The following is a 16,973-nucleotide window of genomic DNA, read 5'->3' on the forward strand; positions in this document are numbered from 1 at the left end:
ACGCCGCCGTTTTGTCGTGCGAGTTCCGGTCTCTGAATTTAACGAGGCAACTCGTTCCACAGCTTCATCAGCCGCTTAGTGGAGACCGGGTAGGGCGTTTTCAGCTCCTGGGCGAACAGGCTGACGCGCAGCTCTTCGATCTGCCAGCGGAAATCCAGCAGCGCCTGGGATGCGCCTTCGGCTTCGTTGTCCTCGGCCACCCGGGTTTCCCATTTCTGCCATAGGTCGCGAATTTCCGCGCCGCGCTGGCCGTCGCGCTGCGGGTTGGCCGGCTGCTTGTCCATGCGCAGGCCCATCGCGCGCATATAACGCTGCAGGTGTGGCAGATGGCTCCACGGCGTAGCGGCCAGGAAACCCTTGTAAACCAGCTTGGCCAATTGCTGCTGTAGCTCGTAGCCCAGCTTGTGCTTTTGCATCTTGACGCTGAGCGGGCCGTATTCCGAGGCCACCTGGCCCAGGTACTGGGTCACCGCCTGGTTGACCGCCGGCAGCCGGGTGCGGGCGCGGGTTTTCTGGTCGTTGAAGGCTTTTTCGTTGCGCGGCAGCGCGTCGTCGCCAATGAAAGCGCGGTCGCAGATGCAGGCGATGGCGTCGGCCAATAATTCATCGACATTGGCCACCGCGCGCAGTTGCAGACCCAGCTGGGTCATGCCGGGCAGGCCCTTGGACAGCTGCTTCATCTGTTCCTTGAGCTGCAGCTGCAGCAGTCGGATCACGCCCTGACGGTGATGGCGCTCGGCCATCAACTGGGTGTCGAACAGGCGGATCGCCACCTTGTCTTGCTCCAGCGTCAGCGCCGGGTAGCCGGTCAGCTGCTGACGGCCGCGCGCGAACTGTATGCTTTCCGGCAGCTCGCCGAAATCCCAGCTGCTGACTTCGTCGCGCTCGAACTCCGCGCTCGTATCGCGGAAGGTCAGCTGGGCAGCCTGGCCGAACTGCTTTTGCAGCGCCAGCAGGTCGCGGCCCAGGCCGATTTCCTGCTTGCCGTCGTCGATGACGCGGAAGTTGAACAGCAGGTGGGCCGGCAAGTCCTGGGCGCGGAAGTCATCGATGTCCACCTTGACGCCGCCGGTCTCGCGCAGGATGAAGCGCGCCAGCTGCGGCGCGATAGGCTGCTGCTGGTCCGGGTTAGTGCTGAGGAAGCGGGTGACGAAGTCCGGCACCGGCACGCAGCAACGGCGGATTTGCTTGGGCAGGCCTTTGATCAGCTGTTGCAGCTTTTCGCGCACCATGCCGGGCACCAGCCATTCAAAAGCCGCCGGTTGCAAGCGGTTGAGGATGGCCAGGGGCACGTCCAGGGTGACGCCGTCCAGCGGGTGATTGGGTTCGAAGCGGTAGCGCAGCTTGAGGCGGCCGTCTTCCAGCTCCAGCCATTCCGGGAATTGGTTTTCGGTGACATGCTGCGCGGCGTGGCGCATCAGTTCTTCGCGCGTCAGATGCAAGAGCTTGGCTTCGGTCTTTTCCGCCTCCTTGCGCCAGGCCTCGAAGCTGGCCGCGTCTACCACCTCGGCCGGAATCCGTTCGCTGTAGAAGGCGAACAGCGCCTCTTCGTCCACCAGCACGTCCTGACGCCGCGCCTTGTGCTCCAGCTGCTCCACTTCGCGGATCAATTGCTGATTTCGCTGGAAGAAGGGCGCGTTGCTGACGTAGTCCATATTCACCAGCGCGCCGCGGATGAACAGCTCGCGCGCTTCTTCCGGCGCGATGCGGCCATAGCTGACCGGCCGGCGCGGCACCAGGGTCAGGCCGTACAGGGTGACCCGCTCGCTGGCCACCACTTCGCCGCGGCTCTTTTCCCAGTGCGGGTCGAAGTAATGGTATTTGACCAGGTGCGGTGCCAGCTTTTCCACCCATTCCGGCTCGATCTTGGCCACGCAGCGGGCGTAGAGGCGGGTGGTTTCCACCAGTTCCGCCGCCACCAGCCATTTGGGCTTGGCCTTTTTCAGGCCGGAGCCGGGAAAGACGTGGAAATTGACGCCGCGGGTGCCTTGGTAATCATCGCTTTCCTGGTTTTTCATGCCCAGGTTGCCGATCAAGCCGGTCACCAGCGCCTTGTGCAGGTTTTCATAAGCGACAGCTTCCAGCTGCTGGCGCTTTTTCTGCGTCATCTGCGCGTCCGGCTGCTCGGCGTCGGCGTGCGCCTGTTCGCGCTTGATCAGGCCCAGCTCGCCGGCGATGTCCGCCAGCTGCGCGTGCAGTTCGCGCCATTCGCGCAAGCGCAGATGGGACAGGAAGTGCTCGTGGCAGGTGTTGATCAGCAGGCGGTTGGATTTCTTGTGCTTGAGCGCGTCGGAGAAGAAGTCCCACAGGTGCAGGAAGGACAGGAAGTCGGACTTCTCGTCGTTGAAGCGCGCCTGCGCGCGTTCGGCCGCCTCGCGCGCCTCGAACGGGCGTTCGCGCGGGTCTTGCACGCTCAAGGCGGCGGCGATGATCAGCACTTCGCGCACGCAGCCGAAGTCGCGGCCGGCCAGCAACAGGCGGCCCACCTTGGGGTCCACCGGGATCCGCGCCAACTCCTTGCCCACGCTGGTCAATTCCCCCTTGTCGTCCACCGCGCCCAGCTCGGTCAGCACTTGGTAGCCGTCGGCGATCAACCGGCTGCTGGGCGCTTCGAGGAAGGGGAAGGCGTCCACCTTGCCCAGCCGCAACGCCGCCATGCGCAGGATGACCGCGGCCAGGTTGGAACGGACGATTTCCGGATCAGTGAACGCCGGGCGCTGATTGAAGTCGTCCTCGCCGTACAGGCGCACGCAGATGCCGGCCTCGACGCGGCCGCAACGGCCGGCGCGCTGTCGCGCCGCCGCCTGGGAGATTTTCTCCACCTGCAGCTGCTCCACCTTGGCGCGCGGGCTGTAGCGGTTGATGCGCGCTTGTCCGGTGTCGATCACGTATTTGATGCCCGGCACCGTCAGCGAGGTTTCGGCCACATTGGTGGCCAGCACGATGCGGCGTCCGCCGGTGGGCTTGAATATCTTCTGCTGGTCCTCGTTAGACAGCCGCGCGAACAAGGGCAGGATCTCGTAGCCGCGAATGCCGGCCTTGCGCAGCTTTTCCGCGGTTTCGCGGATCTCGCGCTCGCCGGGCAGGAAGACCAGCATATCGCCCGGGCCCTGGCGCGACAGCTCGTCGACGGCGTCGACGATGGCGCCTTCCATCTCCACTTCGCGCTCGTCTTCGTCGCGCTGCGCCAACGGGCGGTAACGCACTTCCACCGGATAGGTGCGGCCGGAGACTTCGATCACCGGCGCGCCGTCGAAATGGCGGGAGAAGCGGTCGGCGTCGATGGTGGCGGAGGTGATGATCACTTTCAGGTCCGGCCGGCGCGGCAGCAACTGTTTCAGATAACCCAGCAGGAAGTCGATGTTGAGGCTGCGTTCGTGCGCCTCGTCGATGATGATGGTGTCGTAGGCTTCCAGATAACGGTCGGTCTGGGTTTCCGCCAGCATAATGCCGTCGGTCATCAGCTTGATCACGGATTTTTCCGACAGCTTGTCGGTGAAGCGCACCTTGAAGCCGACGTGCTCGCCCAGCGTGGATTTCAGCTCTTGGGCGATGCGGCTGGCTACTGAACGCGCGGCCAGGCGGCGTGGCTGGGTATGGCCGATTAGTCCGTGAACGCCGCGGCCCAGCTCCAGACAGATTTTGGGCAGCTGGGTGGTTTTACCGGAGCCCGTTTCGCCGCAGATGATCACCACCTGGTGGCGCTCGATCGCGGTTTTGATGTCGGCCAGTTTTTGATTGACCGGCAAGGCGTCGTCGAAGTCGGGCTTGGGCAGATGGGCGCGGCGCGCGGCCACCTTGGCGGCGGAACGTTCGATCTGAGCCTGAATGTCGGCCAGTTGCTTGTCCGCAGGCTGGTTTTTCTTCAGCCGCTCGGCGGCGTCGCTCAGTTTGCGGCGCAAGGTGTGGCGGTCGCGGATCAGGCAGGAGGGCAGGTCGGCCTTGAGTTGGGCCAGCAGCTGGGCAGCAGTCATCGGGGAAAGAACACTGGATTACAGGAAAGCGGCGATTATAACAGCTGCGTGGCGGTCCGGCAGGCCGGGATTCCCGACCGACCGGCTTATTTGCGCTGGCGATAGCGGCTCAGCTCCGCTTTGAGCCAGGCGGCGCTGGCCACCGGCTGCGCCGCGCCGCAGCGCACTTGGTAGGCCTTGCCGCTGATGCTGCTCTGGGTGGCCCCGCGCTCGATGAAGCTTTCCGCGTTGCTGACCCAGTCCTTCTTCAACAGATACTGGTACTTGTCGTTCAGATGATCGCGGGCCTCTTTGGAGCCGTACCAACTGCCGTTGCGATTGAATTCACAGCCGGACTGGGCCAGATAGTCCAATAGATGGTTGATCTCGTTCTTGGCGGTCGGGGTGGGCGCGGCGATGGCTGTGCCGGTGCTCAAACAAAAAAACAGCCAGATCGGCAGCTTCGGGGTCATGCTTCGCTCCATTGCAATCGGAATGCGCCGACTATGCGCGATGCGCCGGGGCTTGTCCAAGTTTTGTGCCGCCTTTATGCTGTGCCGGTCTTCAGGGCGGGGTGAAATTCCCCACCGGCGGTAAGCCGCGGCGAATGCCGGCGGCGAGCCCGCGAGCGCCGCGCTATCGTTTCCACGATGCGCGGGTCAGCAGATTCGGTGCGAAGCCGAAGCCGACGGTGAGAGTCCGGATGAGAGAAGACGCGCGCCAAGCCGTGAGCGGCCTGGCGCGCTTTTGCGCGTCGGCATGGCCGCGCGCCGCCCTGGAGCGCTTCCCTTAAGTCTTTACGGAGCCTCCACATGCAGCAAAACATCTACGACCATCCGGTCTTTTTCTCCCAATACCAAGCCTTGCGCGACAGCGACACGGGCTTGAACGGCGCCTTGGAGCAGCCCGCCTTGCGCGATGCGCTGCCGCCGCTGTCCGGCGCCGACGTACTGGATCTGGGCTGCGGCTTCGGCGATTTCGCCCGTTGGGCGCGCGCCCAAGGCGCGGCCAGCGTCACCGCGGTGGACTTGTCCGAACGGATGCTGGAACAGGCGCGAGCGCGCACTTGCGATTCCGACATTCAATACCGGCTCGCCGGCATCGAGGACTTTCAATCGCCGGCAGGCGCTTATGATCTGGCGGTGTCGTCGCTAGCCTTGCATTACGTGGCGGATTACGCCGCCGTGGCGGCGCGCGTGTTCGCCGCTTTGCGGCCCGGCGGCGTGTTCGCGCTGACGGTGGAGCACCCGATTTGCACGGCCAGCCCTCAGGGCTGGGCGCTGGACGCGGCGGGCGAGCCATCGCACTGGACGCTGGACGCCTACTTTCAGCAGGGCGCGCGTGAAACCCGCTGGTTCGTCGACGGCGTGATCAAGCAGCACCGCACGGTGGAAAGCTATGTGGCCGGCTTGCTGGGCGCCGGCTTCCAATTGCTTCATCTGGGCGAGCCCGTGCCGGACGAGCAGACACTGGCGCGTCAGGACGGTTTGCGCCCACACACGCGCCGTCCGGCCCTGTTGCTGCTAACCGCGCGAAAGCCGGCGCTCTAGCGCGGTTTTTCCGGGCCGGCGCGCAGAACCAAGCGGCGCCGGCTTGGTCCAGCAAAGATCGAGCATGCGGCCCGTGTTCACGGGGAGGGGCGAGGTGAGAGTCAAGTTGCTACTAGGGGTTCTGGTCCTGACGTTGTCGATGGCGTCTGCCGTCGGTAAATCGCCGCCGGCGCGGGCCATCATCGAACCCGCTCACGTTGTAGAGGCCATCAAGTTGCAAGAGGAGACGGACGCCGCCAAGGACAAACCGCCGCAAAACGGCGAGCCTTGGTTTGCGGTGCGGGAAGGCGCGCGCCCCATCATTGTGACCGCGCCGCACGCCACCAGCCCGTTCCGCGAAGGACAATACCGCTTCTCCGACGGCGGCGGCACCGCGGCCTTGGCGGCGATGCTGCATCAACTGGCCGGCGCCACCGCGATCTACACCACCCGCGCCGCGCCGGCCGATCCCAATTACGACGACGACAACGCCTTCAAGCGCAAGCTGGCGGCGTTGATTGCCGATCGACGCCCGCTGCTGGTGCTGGACCTGCACGGCAGCCATCCATATCGGCCTTACGACGTGGACTTCGGCACTTTGAACGGAGCCTCGCTGCTGGGCAAGCCGGAATTGCAACAACGACTGGAGCTAAGCCTGCGACAACAGGGCGTGTTGAATGTCTCGGACAATTACTTTGCCGCCTCCAAGAACCAGACCATCGCCAAGTTCGCTTCCCGGCTGGGCGTGCCGGCCATCCAACTGGAAATCAGCAGTACCTGGCTCACGCCTTCGGACGGAAATCTGGCCGCGCACCGCTTCGCCCAGCTCCTGCAGGCGCTGGTGCGCTATGCGCGCGAAATTGAGGAGTGAGACAGCGGCGCTTCAAGCCTGGCCGTCTTCATCGCCATAGTATTTGACGCCTAGACGAATGGGCGCGCGGCCGGCTTCGCGGCGCTGACGGTTGCTGTCGCGCAGGGAATAGGCGCAGCCGCAGTACTCCTGTTGGTAGAACTGTTCGCGTTTGCTGATCTCTATCATGCGCGCGGAACCGCCGCCCTTGCGCCAGTTGTATTCCCAATAGATCAGACCGGGGTAGCGCGCGGCCGCTCTCACGCCGCAGTCGTTGATCTGCTGCATATTCTTCCAGCGTGAAATCCCCAGAGAGCTGGTGATCACCGGAAAACCGTGTTCATGCGCGTACAGAGCGGTACGTTCAAAGCGCATGTCGAAGCACATGGTGCAGCGAACGCCCCGCTCCGGTTCGTTTTCCATGCCCTTGGCGCGCTCAAACCAGTTGTCGCGGTCATAGTCCGCATCCACGAAGGGAATGCCGAACTGCTCGGCAAAGCGGATGTTCTCGTTCTTGCGCAGTTCGTACTCTTTCAGCGGATGGATGTTGGGGTTGTAGAAAAAAATAGTGAAGTCGATGCCGGAAACTTGCATGGCCTCCATCACCTCGCCTGAGCAGGGCGCGCAGCAGGAGTGCAGCAGCACTTTTTCATGGCCGCCCGGCAAGGGCAGTGGCTGGCGCTCAAATGCGATAGTCATTTAAATGGGTTGCCGATTATGAAAAAGGCGAATTATGTTGCCATATGGCCATCGGATCAAGGCGGGGAAGGGGCTCTTAGGCGTCGTGCCAGCGCGGGCGGCCCTGCGTCTCGCGTCCGGCATCTCCCTCCGGCTTGCTGGCATGCGCAGGCGAACGCACCACCAATAACGACGCGTCGTCCAACATGGCTTCGTTTTGACGATGCCGCTGCAGCGCTTGCAGTACGGTATTGCCGATCCGGCCCGGCCAGCCTGCCTCAACCGCCTTTATCACGCCGTCCAGGCCGAACATCCGGCCATTGTCAGCCTGGGCCTCGGTAATTCCATCCGAGCAAACGACCAACGCATGCTCCGGGCGCAACACGCTGGTTTCCAGCGAGCGGTCGAACTGCCTCGCCGCCAAAATCCCCAAAGGAGGGTGTTCGGAGCGGAACTGCTTGATCTTGCGGCCCTGCGGATCGAACATCAGCGCGCAGGGAATGCCGCCGTTCCAGACCTGCAGGCATTTGGCGGCTGCGTCGATCGCAATGATGATGCCGGCCACGAAGCGGCCAAAAGGCAGCAGGCGGTGCAGCTTGTCGTTGATCGCCGCCGCGATGTCGCCCAGTGCGGCCTGCTTCTGAGCCAGGTCGTAAAAGCACTCCACTGCAGGAATGGCGCTGATCGCGGCGGTCAGACCGTGGCCGGTGCAATCGGCCAGCATCAAGTATTCTCGTCCGCCGGAACGCGCATAGCAGACCAGATCGCCGTTGAACTGCGAGGCGGGGCGCAAATGGCGCCAAACATGCGAGGGCAGCTCCAATTGCTGCCGGTTTAGGCGCTCAATCAGCTCCAGCGCGTAACTTTGTTCTCGTTCATTGTTGAGGAAGTAGCGTTCCAGGCGCACCGCATCCTGGTTGATCTGTCGCTGCATTTGGGCGATGCGCAAGAATACCTGGATCTTGGCCGTTAATAAGTCCGGACTAACCGGTTTGGTCAGATAGTCGTCGCCGCCGGCTTTGAGTCCCTCTATCAGATCTTTTTGTTGGCTCAGGCCCGTCAGAAAAATGATGGGTACCCAGTGTTCGCCGAACAATGTCCGCAACTCCATCGTGGCTTGCAGCCCGTTCATCACCGGCATGATGATGTCCATCAGGATCAAGTCGTAGTCGACTTCCTTGCATATGGCAACGGCTTCCCGGCCATTGCAGGCAAGATCGCATTGATACCCCAAGTCTTCAACAAAGGTACGGACCATCAGGCTATTGGTGGCGCTATCATCCACCAACAAGATTTTGGGCTGAGGCATGCTGTTTTCCATTGCGTGTCAGGAAAAGGAAAGCGAGCGGAGAAAACGAGTACAGCGCCAATTACATTGGCATTGCACTGTGGGTATAGCATACGGGGGAGGCGATGGCGCGTTGCGGCAATAAAAATCAGTCCGCTCCGTGGGTTGAGTGTTGCCCGCCGCGATCAATTTCCGTCTAAGCGCGGGAAACACCGTGCTAGTATGCGGGTTTTGGCGGCGCAACGCGCGGCCCGTTTCATCCCAGAGAGCATTAGACCCCTTATCATGAAATTTGCGACGCACACCATTGCGCTGGCCTTGGGCCTGGCGCTGATCAGCCCGGCCAGCCTGGCCGAACCAGAAGACATGCCGCTGCCGGGCGATGTGCAGATGGCCCCGGCGAGCAAACCCGCGCGCAAGGCCCCCCCCGCTAAAACCGTTCAAACCGCTGAACCCGTGCGCTCCAGTCAACAAGCCAAGCCGGCGCGCCAGGCCAAAGGCAAGCCCAAGGCGAAATCCGCCAAGCAGAGCAAACGTCAAGCCAAGGCTATCAGCGCCAAACAAGTGCGCCACGGCAAGGCGCCGGTCAAGTCAGCGGCAAAAAAATCGACGGTTAAGAAATCGACCGTCAAAAAGCCGCGTCACGCAGCCAAAGCCGCAAAGAGATCGCCGCACAAGGCCTCGGTTAAAAAAACCAGCAAAAACAAAACAGTTAGCAAGAGCGCCAAAAAGACGCATAAAAAAGTCCAGAAAAAGACGCGCTGACGGCTTGCCAAAGCCATTGAGGCAAGACATAATACGCCTCTCTTCGCCGGTGTAGCTCAGTTGGTAGAGCACCTGACTTGTAATCAGGGGGTCGCGAGTTCGATTCCTGCCGCCGGCACCAATAAAATCAAGGGCTTATAGAGTTTTCTCTATAAGCCCTTGGTGCGTTTTAGACAGGATTAAGACAGCATCGTCTAAAATTTCCTGCCCAATCCCTCCCAAATACCCGCTTGGTATCGTGCTCAAAGCGCACCAAATCACCCATTCGGTCATTTTATTTTCCCGCCCATATCCTGAGCGCTACCGGCCATCTCTATTCATTTTTATTGCAATCGGCATACTGAAAAGCGGTTTTAATATCTCCGTATGCCATGGCTTATCTAGAATTTGTACAAATTCAATAATCACGATCACACATTCAATCCCAAGCTGTCGCCGCGCACCCTAACACTGTTCGTTGACACTATCTATGGCGAGCCGGTTTTCCATCGGGCTCACTTGGCCCTTCTGGTCATGGATCGTCCAGAGCTGGCGTAGCCAACAACATCTGGAAGAGGGGGAGGCTGGCCACTACGAGCCATCCTCAGAGTGCGCGTTGTTTTGAATACGGGAAAATGAGCCTGCACACAGTCAAATAGCCAGAATATGCTTTTTAATATTTACCAATTAGTAAGATTGCCTGCCTCAAACCTTGCGAAAGAATGTGAATAATAACCAACAAAAGCCATGAACTGAAATTGCATCATTAAGTCCCTACAGTGTGCGGCCGCATTGATATTAACTTTGTCGTTAATATTAGTTGCATTTTGACTGTTTTAATCAAGGCTTTTATGAGCATCGAGGCGAGAGCCTTTAGTTACTCCTATTGCCTGAATTTTATTGTCACTATAGAAATTTGCGGTTTTGCTGCATTTTTCTTGCACATTAAAGGATTTGAGTCATGAAGACCATCAACTCTCTAACCATTCCTTTTGCCGCCGTCCTTTTGGTGGCTTCCTCCATCGTTAGCGCGTCATCCATCGGACCCACTCAAGTTAACGAAGCGACTTCCGCCACACAGCAAGCTATCCAGAATGCTAGCAATCCATCTGCAACATTAAATGCGCTAATGGATCAAATTCAACCAAGAAAACCAGGTCAGTGCTTCTCCGCAAAGAACTGCACAGGGAAGGTAATTGGAAATCACCAGCATGCGCACAACTGCAAGAATGCCGGTGGCAAATCTTGGCGAAGCGGTGTGACGGGACAATGCAGCAATTTGTAATTGTCAAACTCTTAATCTGAAACAAGGGCTTCGCGCGCTTCGGTTCGCGAAGCTTCTATTGCTAGTCTCTATAAGTTGAAATGTCGCGTGTCCTGGCTGTAGTCGTGGCCTCTTGATCTTGGTCTGTGGCAAGAAAGCGGCGTCGAGCCAGTGCCCGGCACTCGCGGAGCGAGTTGAGTGCAGGGCTGAGAGCATGCCGCGCAGGACGTTCACAAGCGCAGACATGGCCAAGTACTTGTGGCTCAGCATCGAGGCCGCAATGCTGATCTGCGCTGACGCTGTCAATGCGGATCGGCTACCGGTAGCCTTGTTTTTGCAATGAGCGATTTCTAAAAGTCCTCGCCTTACTAGGCCTATAGCATGTTGCTTGGCGTACCTGCCGGATAAACGCCTTCACCATCAACCACCCAGAGCTGAGATCAAAATGAACCCGCTCTCCTTTTCGCATCAGATATCCCTAAGACTTGATCAAGTCATTGTTGAAGTGGCTGCGCAGTTTGGCTTGCCGGCAAATCAGATTCAGTCTATCGAACAGGAAAATTCCATTGCGCTTCAGGTGCACAATCTGCCGGACGTATTGCTTTCTGTGAGCGATGATAGATTATGGATATGGAGCTTACTACCCATCCACGATGAAAATCAGTTGCTCTCCCATGCAGCGGAAGTTTTGGCAATTTTGATTGATCCGGTCGAAGGAGTTGAAACCGGACAATTAACTCTTGGAAACGGCGAAAATGGCTATGAACTGAAAGCGCTGATTAATCTGGAACAGCTGCAGCATGATCACGGCCTAAAGCCGGCGCTTCTTGGGTTTACCACTCAGCTGTATAAAATCAGCCAGACTCTTCAAATTATTGGAGCATGACATGCTAAACGGAATTGGCTCTGTAGGGGCACAACACGTAAACGGCTCCGCATCGAACTCCGCAAGGAGCAATTATCAGACAGGCCATTTGACTGGCATAAGCAGTGCAAGCCTTCCAGGTCCGAGTTCTCAGTTGGTGAAATCGCTGGATCCACACCGGCTGAATATTGTCGGCGAGTCCCACCCTGAATCCGGACCGCGCCGCCAGGAAGAGAAGGCGTACATTCAATCACTGGGCATGCAGAACGCTCAGTACTGGAAAGAAGATCAGTTTCAATATAGCCAGACCAGCGGCGGCTTTAAGCTGTTTGGCAAGTCCTTCCTGACCAAAACCACCGAACAATTTGGCGACTCCGTCATGCTGCGCTTGGAAATGCGGCTTGCCGATGTCAAAGAGAAGTTCATTCCCTTGGCTGAGCAGTTCGCCGCGGGAAACAATCCGCCGGCGCTGGGGGTTGCTGGCTATCCGCTGGAGCAGGCATGGAATAGTTTCGTGGAAAGCGCATTCAAGACGGAGTCCAAGCAGCTTTTGCTGACCATGCACGAACTCCTGGCCATAGACGACAAGCAATCTATCGATCAACTTCAATCCTTGCATCAGCATATCGAACAACTGAGCCATAAATACCAGACGCCCGGCGCGCTCAATGCGCAAGATGTTCAGACCCAAGCCAAGGCTTTGCTGCAGGATTGGGCTGTAGCGGAGAAGTTATTCTGCAGAGATGTCAAGGCGGATAAAGCACTGGACAGTTCCGCCTCCCTCAATAAGCAGCGTTCGGCGGCAATGGCGGCTTCAGCCCAGGCCGCAGGTCATTCCGTCGGCGTGTGGAAAGTGGGTCAAAGTCATATAGACGACATCAAAAACGCGCCTGGTTTCGATGAGCGCGCTCTCAACTACAATATCCTGACCAAGGATGAGTTCAATCAGGGCCTGGCTTTATGGGCCCAGCAACAACAACCCTAGTCTGGAAACCTTGTTTTGACATGGCGATGTATGCGTTCTCGTAGTCGCCATGGCTAATTCGAGGACATAAAAAGACCCCAGCCAAATTGGCTGGGGCTCATGGTCATAACAGGAGGCCGACATGAGGATGCCAGCTACTGCCTGTTATAGGCGGTCGGCATGTTGGTTCGAACTGACCAAAAGGCTGGCGTCCCACCATGGCCGACAGGCGAGCTCTGAAGCGGAGCTCCCCGCGTCACATTTCATTAGCTGCAATAGGTTTTGAAACGCTTTTTAAGCGGCAAAACGCTTGCGCAGCCAGTAGTCCAAGCTGACGTAGCGGCCACCGCCGTAAAAGAACAGCACCAACAGCATGACGAAGTAGGTGGCGGCGAACTCCATCCCGTTGTTCAGGATGACCGGGTCGCCCAGTTCAGTGATGTAGTTGTAACGGCCGGGGAAGTTCTCTGCCAGCCAGGACAGGAAGCCGGCCAAGCGCTGGCTGGACTCCATGTCCTTGGCGGCAATGGCCAGCCAGCCGCGCGGCAGGTGCACCATGGCGCTGGCCGCGCTCATCAGCACCATCATGGGGATGGCCATCACCCGGGTGAACAAGCCGAGCGCAATGCAGACCAGGCCTAAGACCTCGGTGGCCGCCGCCAGAAAGGCGAACAGCACGGGGAAGGGCAGGCCCAGGCCGCCTTCGCTGGCCGGAGCGCCGAACCAGCTCACCGCCGCGCTGAAGCCGACCACCTTGGAGTGGGCGCCGACGTAGATCACCGGGAGCAGATAGAGGCGGACGCCCAGCAGGGCGATGAAGTCGTATTGTTTGCATGCTGCAAGCGCTCGGTCGAAGCCATTCATTATCTTGGCAATCATTTTCGTATTCCTCATATTGGGCGGCCGGCGTCGGACGCCGGCGCGGGCATGTCGCGCCTCTGTATCAAGCCGATGGCGAGCGCTTCCTTGAGCCAGGTCCAGAGCGCGTCGAGCGGAACTTCAGCCGACAGATCCGGATAGGTGCAAGGCGTCCGCAAGGCCTCAAGCAGCCAGCGATCTAAAGAGCTCAGCGGTTTCCGGATCACCTGATGACGGGCGTCGCGGAAGATGGCGTAAGGGCCGGCAAGGCCGGCGAAGTCCAGTTGGATATCAATGCAGGCCAGCGTGGGATTAAGCGAGAAGACTGAGCGTTCTGTCACTTCGCTTGTGGATGGCGGCGTCACGAGAGCTTCGTCGATTTCCACGCTGAACAGCAGCCACTCGTATTCCAGACATTGCCGCAGATCCGCGGGCAGGCCGGCTTGGGAAAAACAGAGAAACTCGGTGGCGATGTGGTGGAACTCGGGGCTGGACGAGGCGTGACCCGCCAAAAAGTCGTCGATGCTGCCGCGCAGCTGCTCAGCCGACAGCCTGGCGCAGAACAAGGGGAAAACATGGCTCAGCACTTCCTCGATATTGCCGCGCAGAAACTGGCGGTAAAGCTCGACGGAACGCTCGCCCAAGGCCTCCGGGCCGCCCCGCAGCCGCTGGCTGAAGGTTTCGATGTCCGATATCGCGTTCATGATGTCTCCTTTGCCGCGCTCAGGCGGCCTGGGCCGCGGCTTGGTGGAGGCGCTGCCGCAGTTTGGCCGCTTCAGCGCATAACTCGCACCACGGCGGCATGCTGTTGTCTCGCTCCAGCAGCAAGGGACGAGAGCCATGCTGCGCTACGGCGTATCGGGCAAGCTCCAGAACTTCCTCGCATACGGCCGCGCCATGGGTGTCGATCAACATGCCGTCGTCGCGGCGCCAGTGGCCGGCGATGTGGAAGTAGCGGATGGCCTGGGACGGCAGATCGGCGATGAAGCGTCGCGGTTCGTAGCCGTGGTTGCAGGCGTTGACGTAGACGTTGTTGATGTCCAGCAACAATTGACAGCCGCTCTGCTCCACGACGGCGCGGATGAAATCCGCTTCCGCCATCTGGCCGGGGTGATTGTGGTAATAGCTGATGTTTTCCAGAATCAGCGGCCGCTCCAGGGTGTCTTGGGCTTGGCGGATCTTGGTTGCGATGCGCGCCACGGCCGTCTCGTCGCGCGGAATCGGCAACAGTTCGTACAAATAACCTTGCCGATCGCGGGAGTAACTGAGGTGGTCGCCGTGCAGGCGGATGCGATAGCGGTCGAGAAAGCGCTTGGCGCGCTGGAGATAGTCCGCGTCCAGCGGCAGCTCGTCGCCTATCGACAGGCTGAGCCCATGCGAGATCAACGGGTATTTCTCCGCCAGGCGGTCCAGCTGCTCGCGTTTGCGGCCGCCGATGTCCATCCAGTTTTCCAGCGTGATTTCCAGGAAGTCGATTTCAGGCTGCGGGGGGTGATCGGCCAGCCATTGGGCATGTTCGGCGCGCAGCCCCACGCCGACGGCCTGTTGATTTATTGCCCGCATACGCCCTCCACCATTTTTCCCTTGCCGGTTTGGTCGGAGTGGACGCCTTGGCCGGTCTTGCCGCACTTGCCGTCGCGGGCGCGCACCAATTGATCTTGCGGGTTGTGCTTGATGTCGGCTTTTTCATACAACTTCACCGTGCCGCACTTGCCGCTGGCGCATTTGCCGCCATGGCCGCTTTGGCTTTTCACCGCTTGCGCCGGCTGGCTGGCTTCCGCCGCCAATGCGGCTTCGGCGCTCAGGCCGAGCAAGGATGTCATGGCGATGGAAAGAATGATCTGTTTTTTCATGTCGGTTCTCCTTTGGGATGGCGGCGCTCAATGCGCCGGGAAGCATGAAAGGTCGCGGCTGGCGTGGATCGGGCCTGGGTAATAACGGCGGACGATGGAGATCGATTGCTCCTTGAGCCGCAGGCCCTTGCCCATGAAATGGTTGAGCACCAGCTGCTTGGGCTTCGCCGCGGCGGCGATGCGGCCGACGACGGACGGCTTGGCGTGCAGGAAGGCGGAGGCGGGGTCCGCCTGCTCGTCGATGGCGAGCGGCATCACCAGAATGTCCGCGTTCTTGGCAAAATCGATAAAGCGAGGGTTGCCGCCGTTCTGATCGGCGGAGACGACGATGCTGCCGTCCTTGGTGTCGATCCGATAAGCGAGGCAGGGCACGTCGCCATGAGGAATGCCGAGCGCGCTGATGCGGACGCCGTCTTTTTCATACACCGTGGTCGGCGTGGTCTTGCGGTAGTCCACATTGGACAGCGAGACCTTGAGCGGGATGTCGCCCTGGCCGGAGTAGAGGCCGGACAGATAGGCGTAAGCACCGCTTTTGGCGTTGAATTGGGCGTTCATGAAGCCGCTCAGGCTGGGAAAGCCGGCGCTGCCCGTTGGGCCGGACATCTGAATGGCGCGGGGCGAGCTGAAAAAGTAGCTGCCCTTAAGCAGCGCGGGCAAGTCCGATACATGGTCGGTGTGAAAGTGAGTGAGGCCGATAAAGCCGACGTCTTCCAGCCGCGCGCCGGATTGGCCGAAGCGCAGAAAGGCGCCGCCGCCGGCGTCTATCAGCGCCACCGGCTTGCCCTTCCACCAGATCAGCGAGGCGGACGAAGCGCGGCCGTCGTCGGAGATCGGCCCGCCCGAGCCCAGCAATTGCAAGGCGTAGTCTTTGTTTTCGCATTGAGTTGGGCTGGCCAGGGAAGCGTTGGCGGCGCAGGCCAGCAAGAGGGATAAGGCAAGCATGCGGATTTTCATTTTGCGCTCCTTGTGCGGCGCGGTGATTTGGCCTGAGGAGGGAGGCCGGCCTGCGTCATCGCCGCCGTATTTCATTGAATTCGACGATATTTCCCCTTGCAGGCGGGAGTCGCGTCGCTTTGGCTATGACTAAAGCTTATCACCGCGCTTATATCAGCATTACTTTTTGTATTTATAGATATGAGTAGAAAAACTTATATGAAAGAGCGAAGATCCCTTGAACATTTGGCGATGGGCGATGGCGGGAGAGCGCGGAGGAAGTAGACGGGGACAGCGTCAAAACGATGTGGAGGATCAAGCAGGCGCGCCGGCCTGCTTGTGATGGAAAGATGGAGATTGGGGTGGCGCGTGGGCGAGACGGAGGCCGTCCGCCATGCGGCTAAGCGGCTAGGCCCGCCCCTCGTCCCGCGCGCGCAGCCAAGCCACGGTGTGGTTCAGCAATTGATAGGCAATGGAGATGGGCGTAGGCGTTTGCGGCAGGGCGTCGATGTCGAACCAGCCGGCGTCTTCGATTTCGCCCTCCTGAGGCTGGATGTCCCCGCAGTCGTACTCGGCGGTAAAACCCAGCATCAGCGAGTGGGGAAAGGGCCAGGATTGCGAGCAGACGTAGCGCAGATTCTTGATGCGCACGCCCACCTCTTCAAACGCCTCGCGGTGCACGCATTCCTCCAGTGTTTCGCCGGGCTCGACAAAACCGGCCAGCGCGCTGTAAACGCCGGGGACGAAGTGAGGGCTGCGCGCCAGCAACAATTGCCGGCCGCGATGGATCACCACCATCATCGCCGGCGACAGCTTGGGATAGTAGAGCTGGCCGCAGCTGGAACAGCGTTTGCCGCTATCGTCCGGCCGCTGAAGCAGCGGCCCGGCGCAGCGGCCGCAATAGCGATGAGTGCGTTGAAACTGGCGGATTTGCGCGGCGCGGGCGATGGCGGGCGTCAGCCCGGAAGGCAGACTGAGCAAGGCCGGCCGCAGGGCCAGCCAGTCGCTGCCGGACGGCGGCGCGCCCACCAGTTCCGCCAAGTAAAGATTGTGACCGTCATGTACGCCGATGAACAGCTGCTGGGACAAAGACCAGCCGCGCGCGCGCTCATCCGGCAAGGCCTGATCCAACAGCAGAATCTTGGACCCTTCGAAAATGCAGTAGCGGGCAGGCAGCGCGGGGTCGGGCAGGGC

16 protein-coding genes, 1 tRNA gene and 1 riboswitch are annotated in these 16,973 nt (G+C 60.0%); of the genes, 7 read left to right on the plus strand and 10 right to left on the minus strand.

Going from position 1 to position 16,973, the window contains the following annotated elements; genetic code table 11:
- Window positions 1-38: 38 nt before the first annotated feature.
- On the minus strand, window positions 39-3,974 hold the full coding sequence (hrpA, locus tag HA052_RS03900) for an ATP-dependent RNA helicase HrpA (RefSeq protein ID WP_166450847.1): 3,936 nt from the start codon (window positions 3,972-3,974) through the stop codon (window positions 39-41).
- 86 nt (window positions 3,975-4,060) lie between these two features.
- On the minus strand, window positions 4,061-4,426 hold the full coding sequence (locus HA052_RS03905; protein WP_166450848.1) for a YfeK family protein: 366 nt from the start codon (window positions 4,424-4,426) through the stop codon (window positions 4,061-4,063).
- 83 nt (window positions 4,427-4,509) lie between these two features.
- Window positions 4,510-4,672: riboswitch (FMN riboswitch) on the plus strand.
- Window positions 4,673-4,765: 93 nt separating this feature from the next.
- Here HA052_RS03905 and HA052_RS03910 point away from each other — a divergent pair.
- Both HA052_RS03910 and HA052_RS03915 read left to right on the plus strand, forming a co-directional pair.
- Window positions 4,766-5,503 (plus strand): class I SAM-dependent methyltransferase, encoded by a 738-nt coding sequence (locus HA052_RS03910; RefSeq protein WP_166450849.1) that lies wholly within the window; start codon window positions 4,766-4,768, stop codon window positions 5,501-5,503.
- Between the two features lie 139 nt (window positions 5,504-5,642).
- On the plus strand, window positions 5,643-6,353 hold the full coding sequence (locus HA052_RS03915) for an N-formylglutamate amidohydrolase (RefSeq protein WP_166450850.1): 711 nt from the start codon (window positions 5,643-5,645) through the stop codon (window positions 6,351-6,353).
- A 12-nt stretch (window positions 6,354-6,365) separates the two neighbouring features.
- Here the strand turns inward: HA052_RS03915 and HA052_RS03920 are convergent, their stop codons facing one another.
- On the minus strand, window positions 6,366-7,031 hold the full coding sequence (locus tag HA052_RS03920; RefSeq protein WP_166450851.1) for an epoxyqueuosine reductase QueH: 666 nt from the start codon (window positions 7,029-7,031) through the stop codon (window positions 6,366-6,368).
- A 76-nt stretch (window positions 7,032-7,107) separates the two neighbouring features.
- Window positions 7,108-8,319 carry a SpoIIE family protein phosphatase gene (locus HA052_RS03925; RefSeq protein WP_166450852.1) on the minus strand — a complete coding sequence of 404 codons (1,212 nt, stop codon included), beginning with the start codon at window positions 8,317-8,319 and terminating at the stop codon, window positions 7,108-7,110.
- A gap of 264 nt (window positions 8,320-8,583) precedes the next feature.
- On the opposite strand from HA052_RS03925, the gene HA052_RS03930 reads away from it, so the two are divergent.
- The 5 genes from HA052_RS03930 (at window position 8,584) to HA052_RS03950 (ending at window position 12,156) form a co-directional block, all read left to right on the plus strand.
- On the plus strand, window positions 8,584-9,063 hold the full coding sequence (locus HA052_RS03930; protein WP_166450853.1) for a hypothetical protein: 480 nt from the start codon (window positions 8,584-8,586) through the stop codon (window positions 9,061-9,063).
- 45 nt (window positions 9,064-9,108) lie between these two features.
- Window positions 9,109-9,184: transfer RNA gene (locus tag HA052_RS03935), tRNA-Thr, on the plus strand.
- A gap of 819 nt (window positions 9,185-10,003) precedes the next feature.
- Entirely contained in the window at window positions 10,004-10,327 is a 324-nt protein-coding gene (locus HA052_RS03940; RefSeq protein WP_166450854.1) for a hypothetical protein, read from the plus strand.
- Between the two features lie 424 nt (window positions 10,328-10,751).
- Window positions 10,752-11,192, plus strand: coding sequence for an InvB/SpaK family type III secretion system chaperone (locus HA052_RS03945; protein ID WP_166450855.1), 441 nt, complete (start codon window positions 10,752-10,754; stop codon window positions 11,190-11,192).
- Window positions 11,193-11,325: 133 nt separating this feature from the next.
- Window positions 11,326-12,156 (plus strand): hypothetical protein, encoded by an 831-nt coding sequence (locus tag HA052_RS03950; protein WP_141111310.1) that lies wholly within the window; start codon window positions 11,326-11,328, stop codon window positions 12,154-12,156.
- A 273-nt stretch (window positions 12,157-12,429) separates the two neighbouring features.
- Here HA052_RS03950 and HA052_RS03955 read toward each other — a convergent pair whose 3' ends face one another.
- The 6 genes from HA052_RS03955 to nudC all read right to left on the minus strand — a co-directional run bounded on the left by HA052_RS03955 (window position 12,430) and on the right by nudC (window position 16,970).
- Window positions 12,430-13,014 carry an HvfX family Cu-binding RiPP maturation protein gene (locus HA052_RS03955; RefSeq protein WP_166450856.1) on the minus strand — a complete coding sequence of 195 codons (585 nt, stop codon included), beginning with the start codon at window positions 13,012-13,014 and terminating at the stop codon, window positions 12,430-12,432.
- Window positions 13,015-13,025: 11 nt separating this feature from the next.
- Window positions 13,026-13,697: an HvfC/BufC family peptide modification chaperone gene (locus tag HA052_RS03960; RefSeq protein WP_166450857.1), complete on the minus strand. Its 672-nt coding sequence runs from the start codon at window positions 13,695-13,697 to the stop codon at window positions 13,026-13,028.
- Window positions 13,698-13,716: 19 nt separating this feature from the next.
- The gene (locus HA052_RS03965; RefSeq protein WP_206118760.1) at window positions 13,717-14,556 is read right to left on the minus strand and encodes an MbnB/TglH/ChrH family RiPP precursor modification enzyme; all 840 of its coding nucleotides are present in this window, start codon (window positions 14,554-14,556) and stop codon (window positions 13,717-13,719) included.
- Entirely contained in the window at window positions 14,544-14,846 is a 303-nt protein-coding gene (locus HA052_RS03970; protein ID WP_166450858.1) for a hypothetical protein, read from the minus strand. The genes HA052_RS03965 and HA052_RS03970 overlap by 13 nt, the downstream gene beginning before the upstream one ends.
- 27 nt (window positions 14,847-14,873) lie before the next feature.
- On the minus strand, window positions 14,874-15,800 hold the full coding sequence (locus HA052_RS03975) for an MBL fold metallo-hydrolase (RefSeq protein WP_166450859.1): 927 nt from the start codon (window positions 15,798-15,800) through the stop codon (window positions 14,874-14,876).
- A gap of 387 nt (window positions 15,801-16,187) precedes the next feature.
- Complete coding sequence (nudC, locus tag HA052_RS03980) at window positions 16,188-16,970, minus strand: NAD(+) diphosphatase (protein ID WP_166450868.1); 783 nt, start codon at window positions 16,968-16,970, stop codon at window positions 16,188-16,190.
- Window positions 16,971-16,973: the final 3 nt, after the last annotated feature.

The sequence above is a fragment of the Chromobacterium fluminis genome, assembly GCF_011602385.1.
In the GTDB taxonomy this organism is placed as follows: Bacteria; Pseudomonadota; Gammaproteobacteria; order Burkholderiales; family Chromobacteriaceae; genus Chromobacterium; species Chromobacterium fluminis.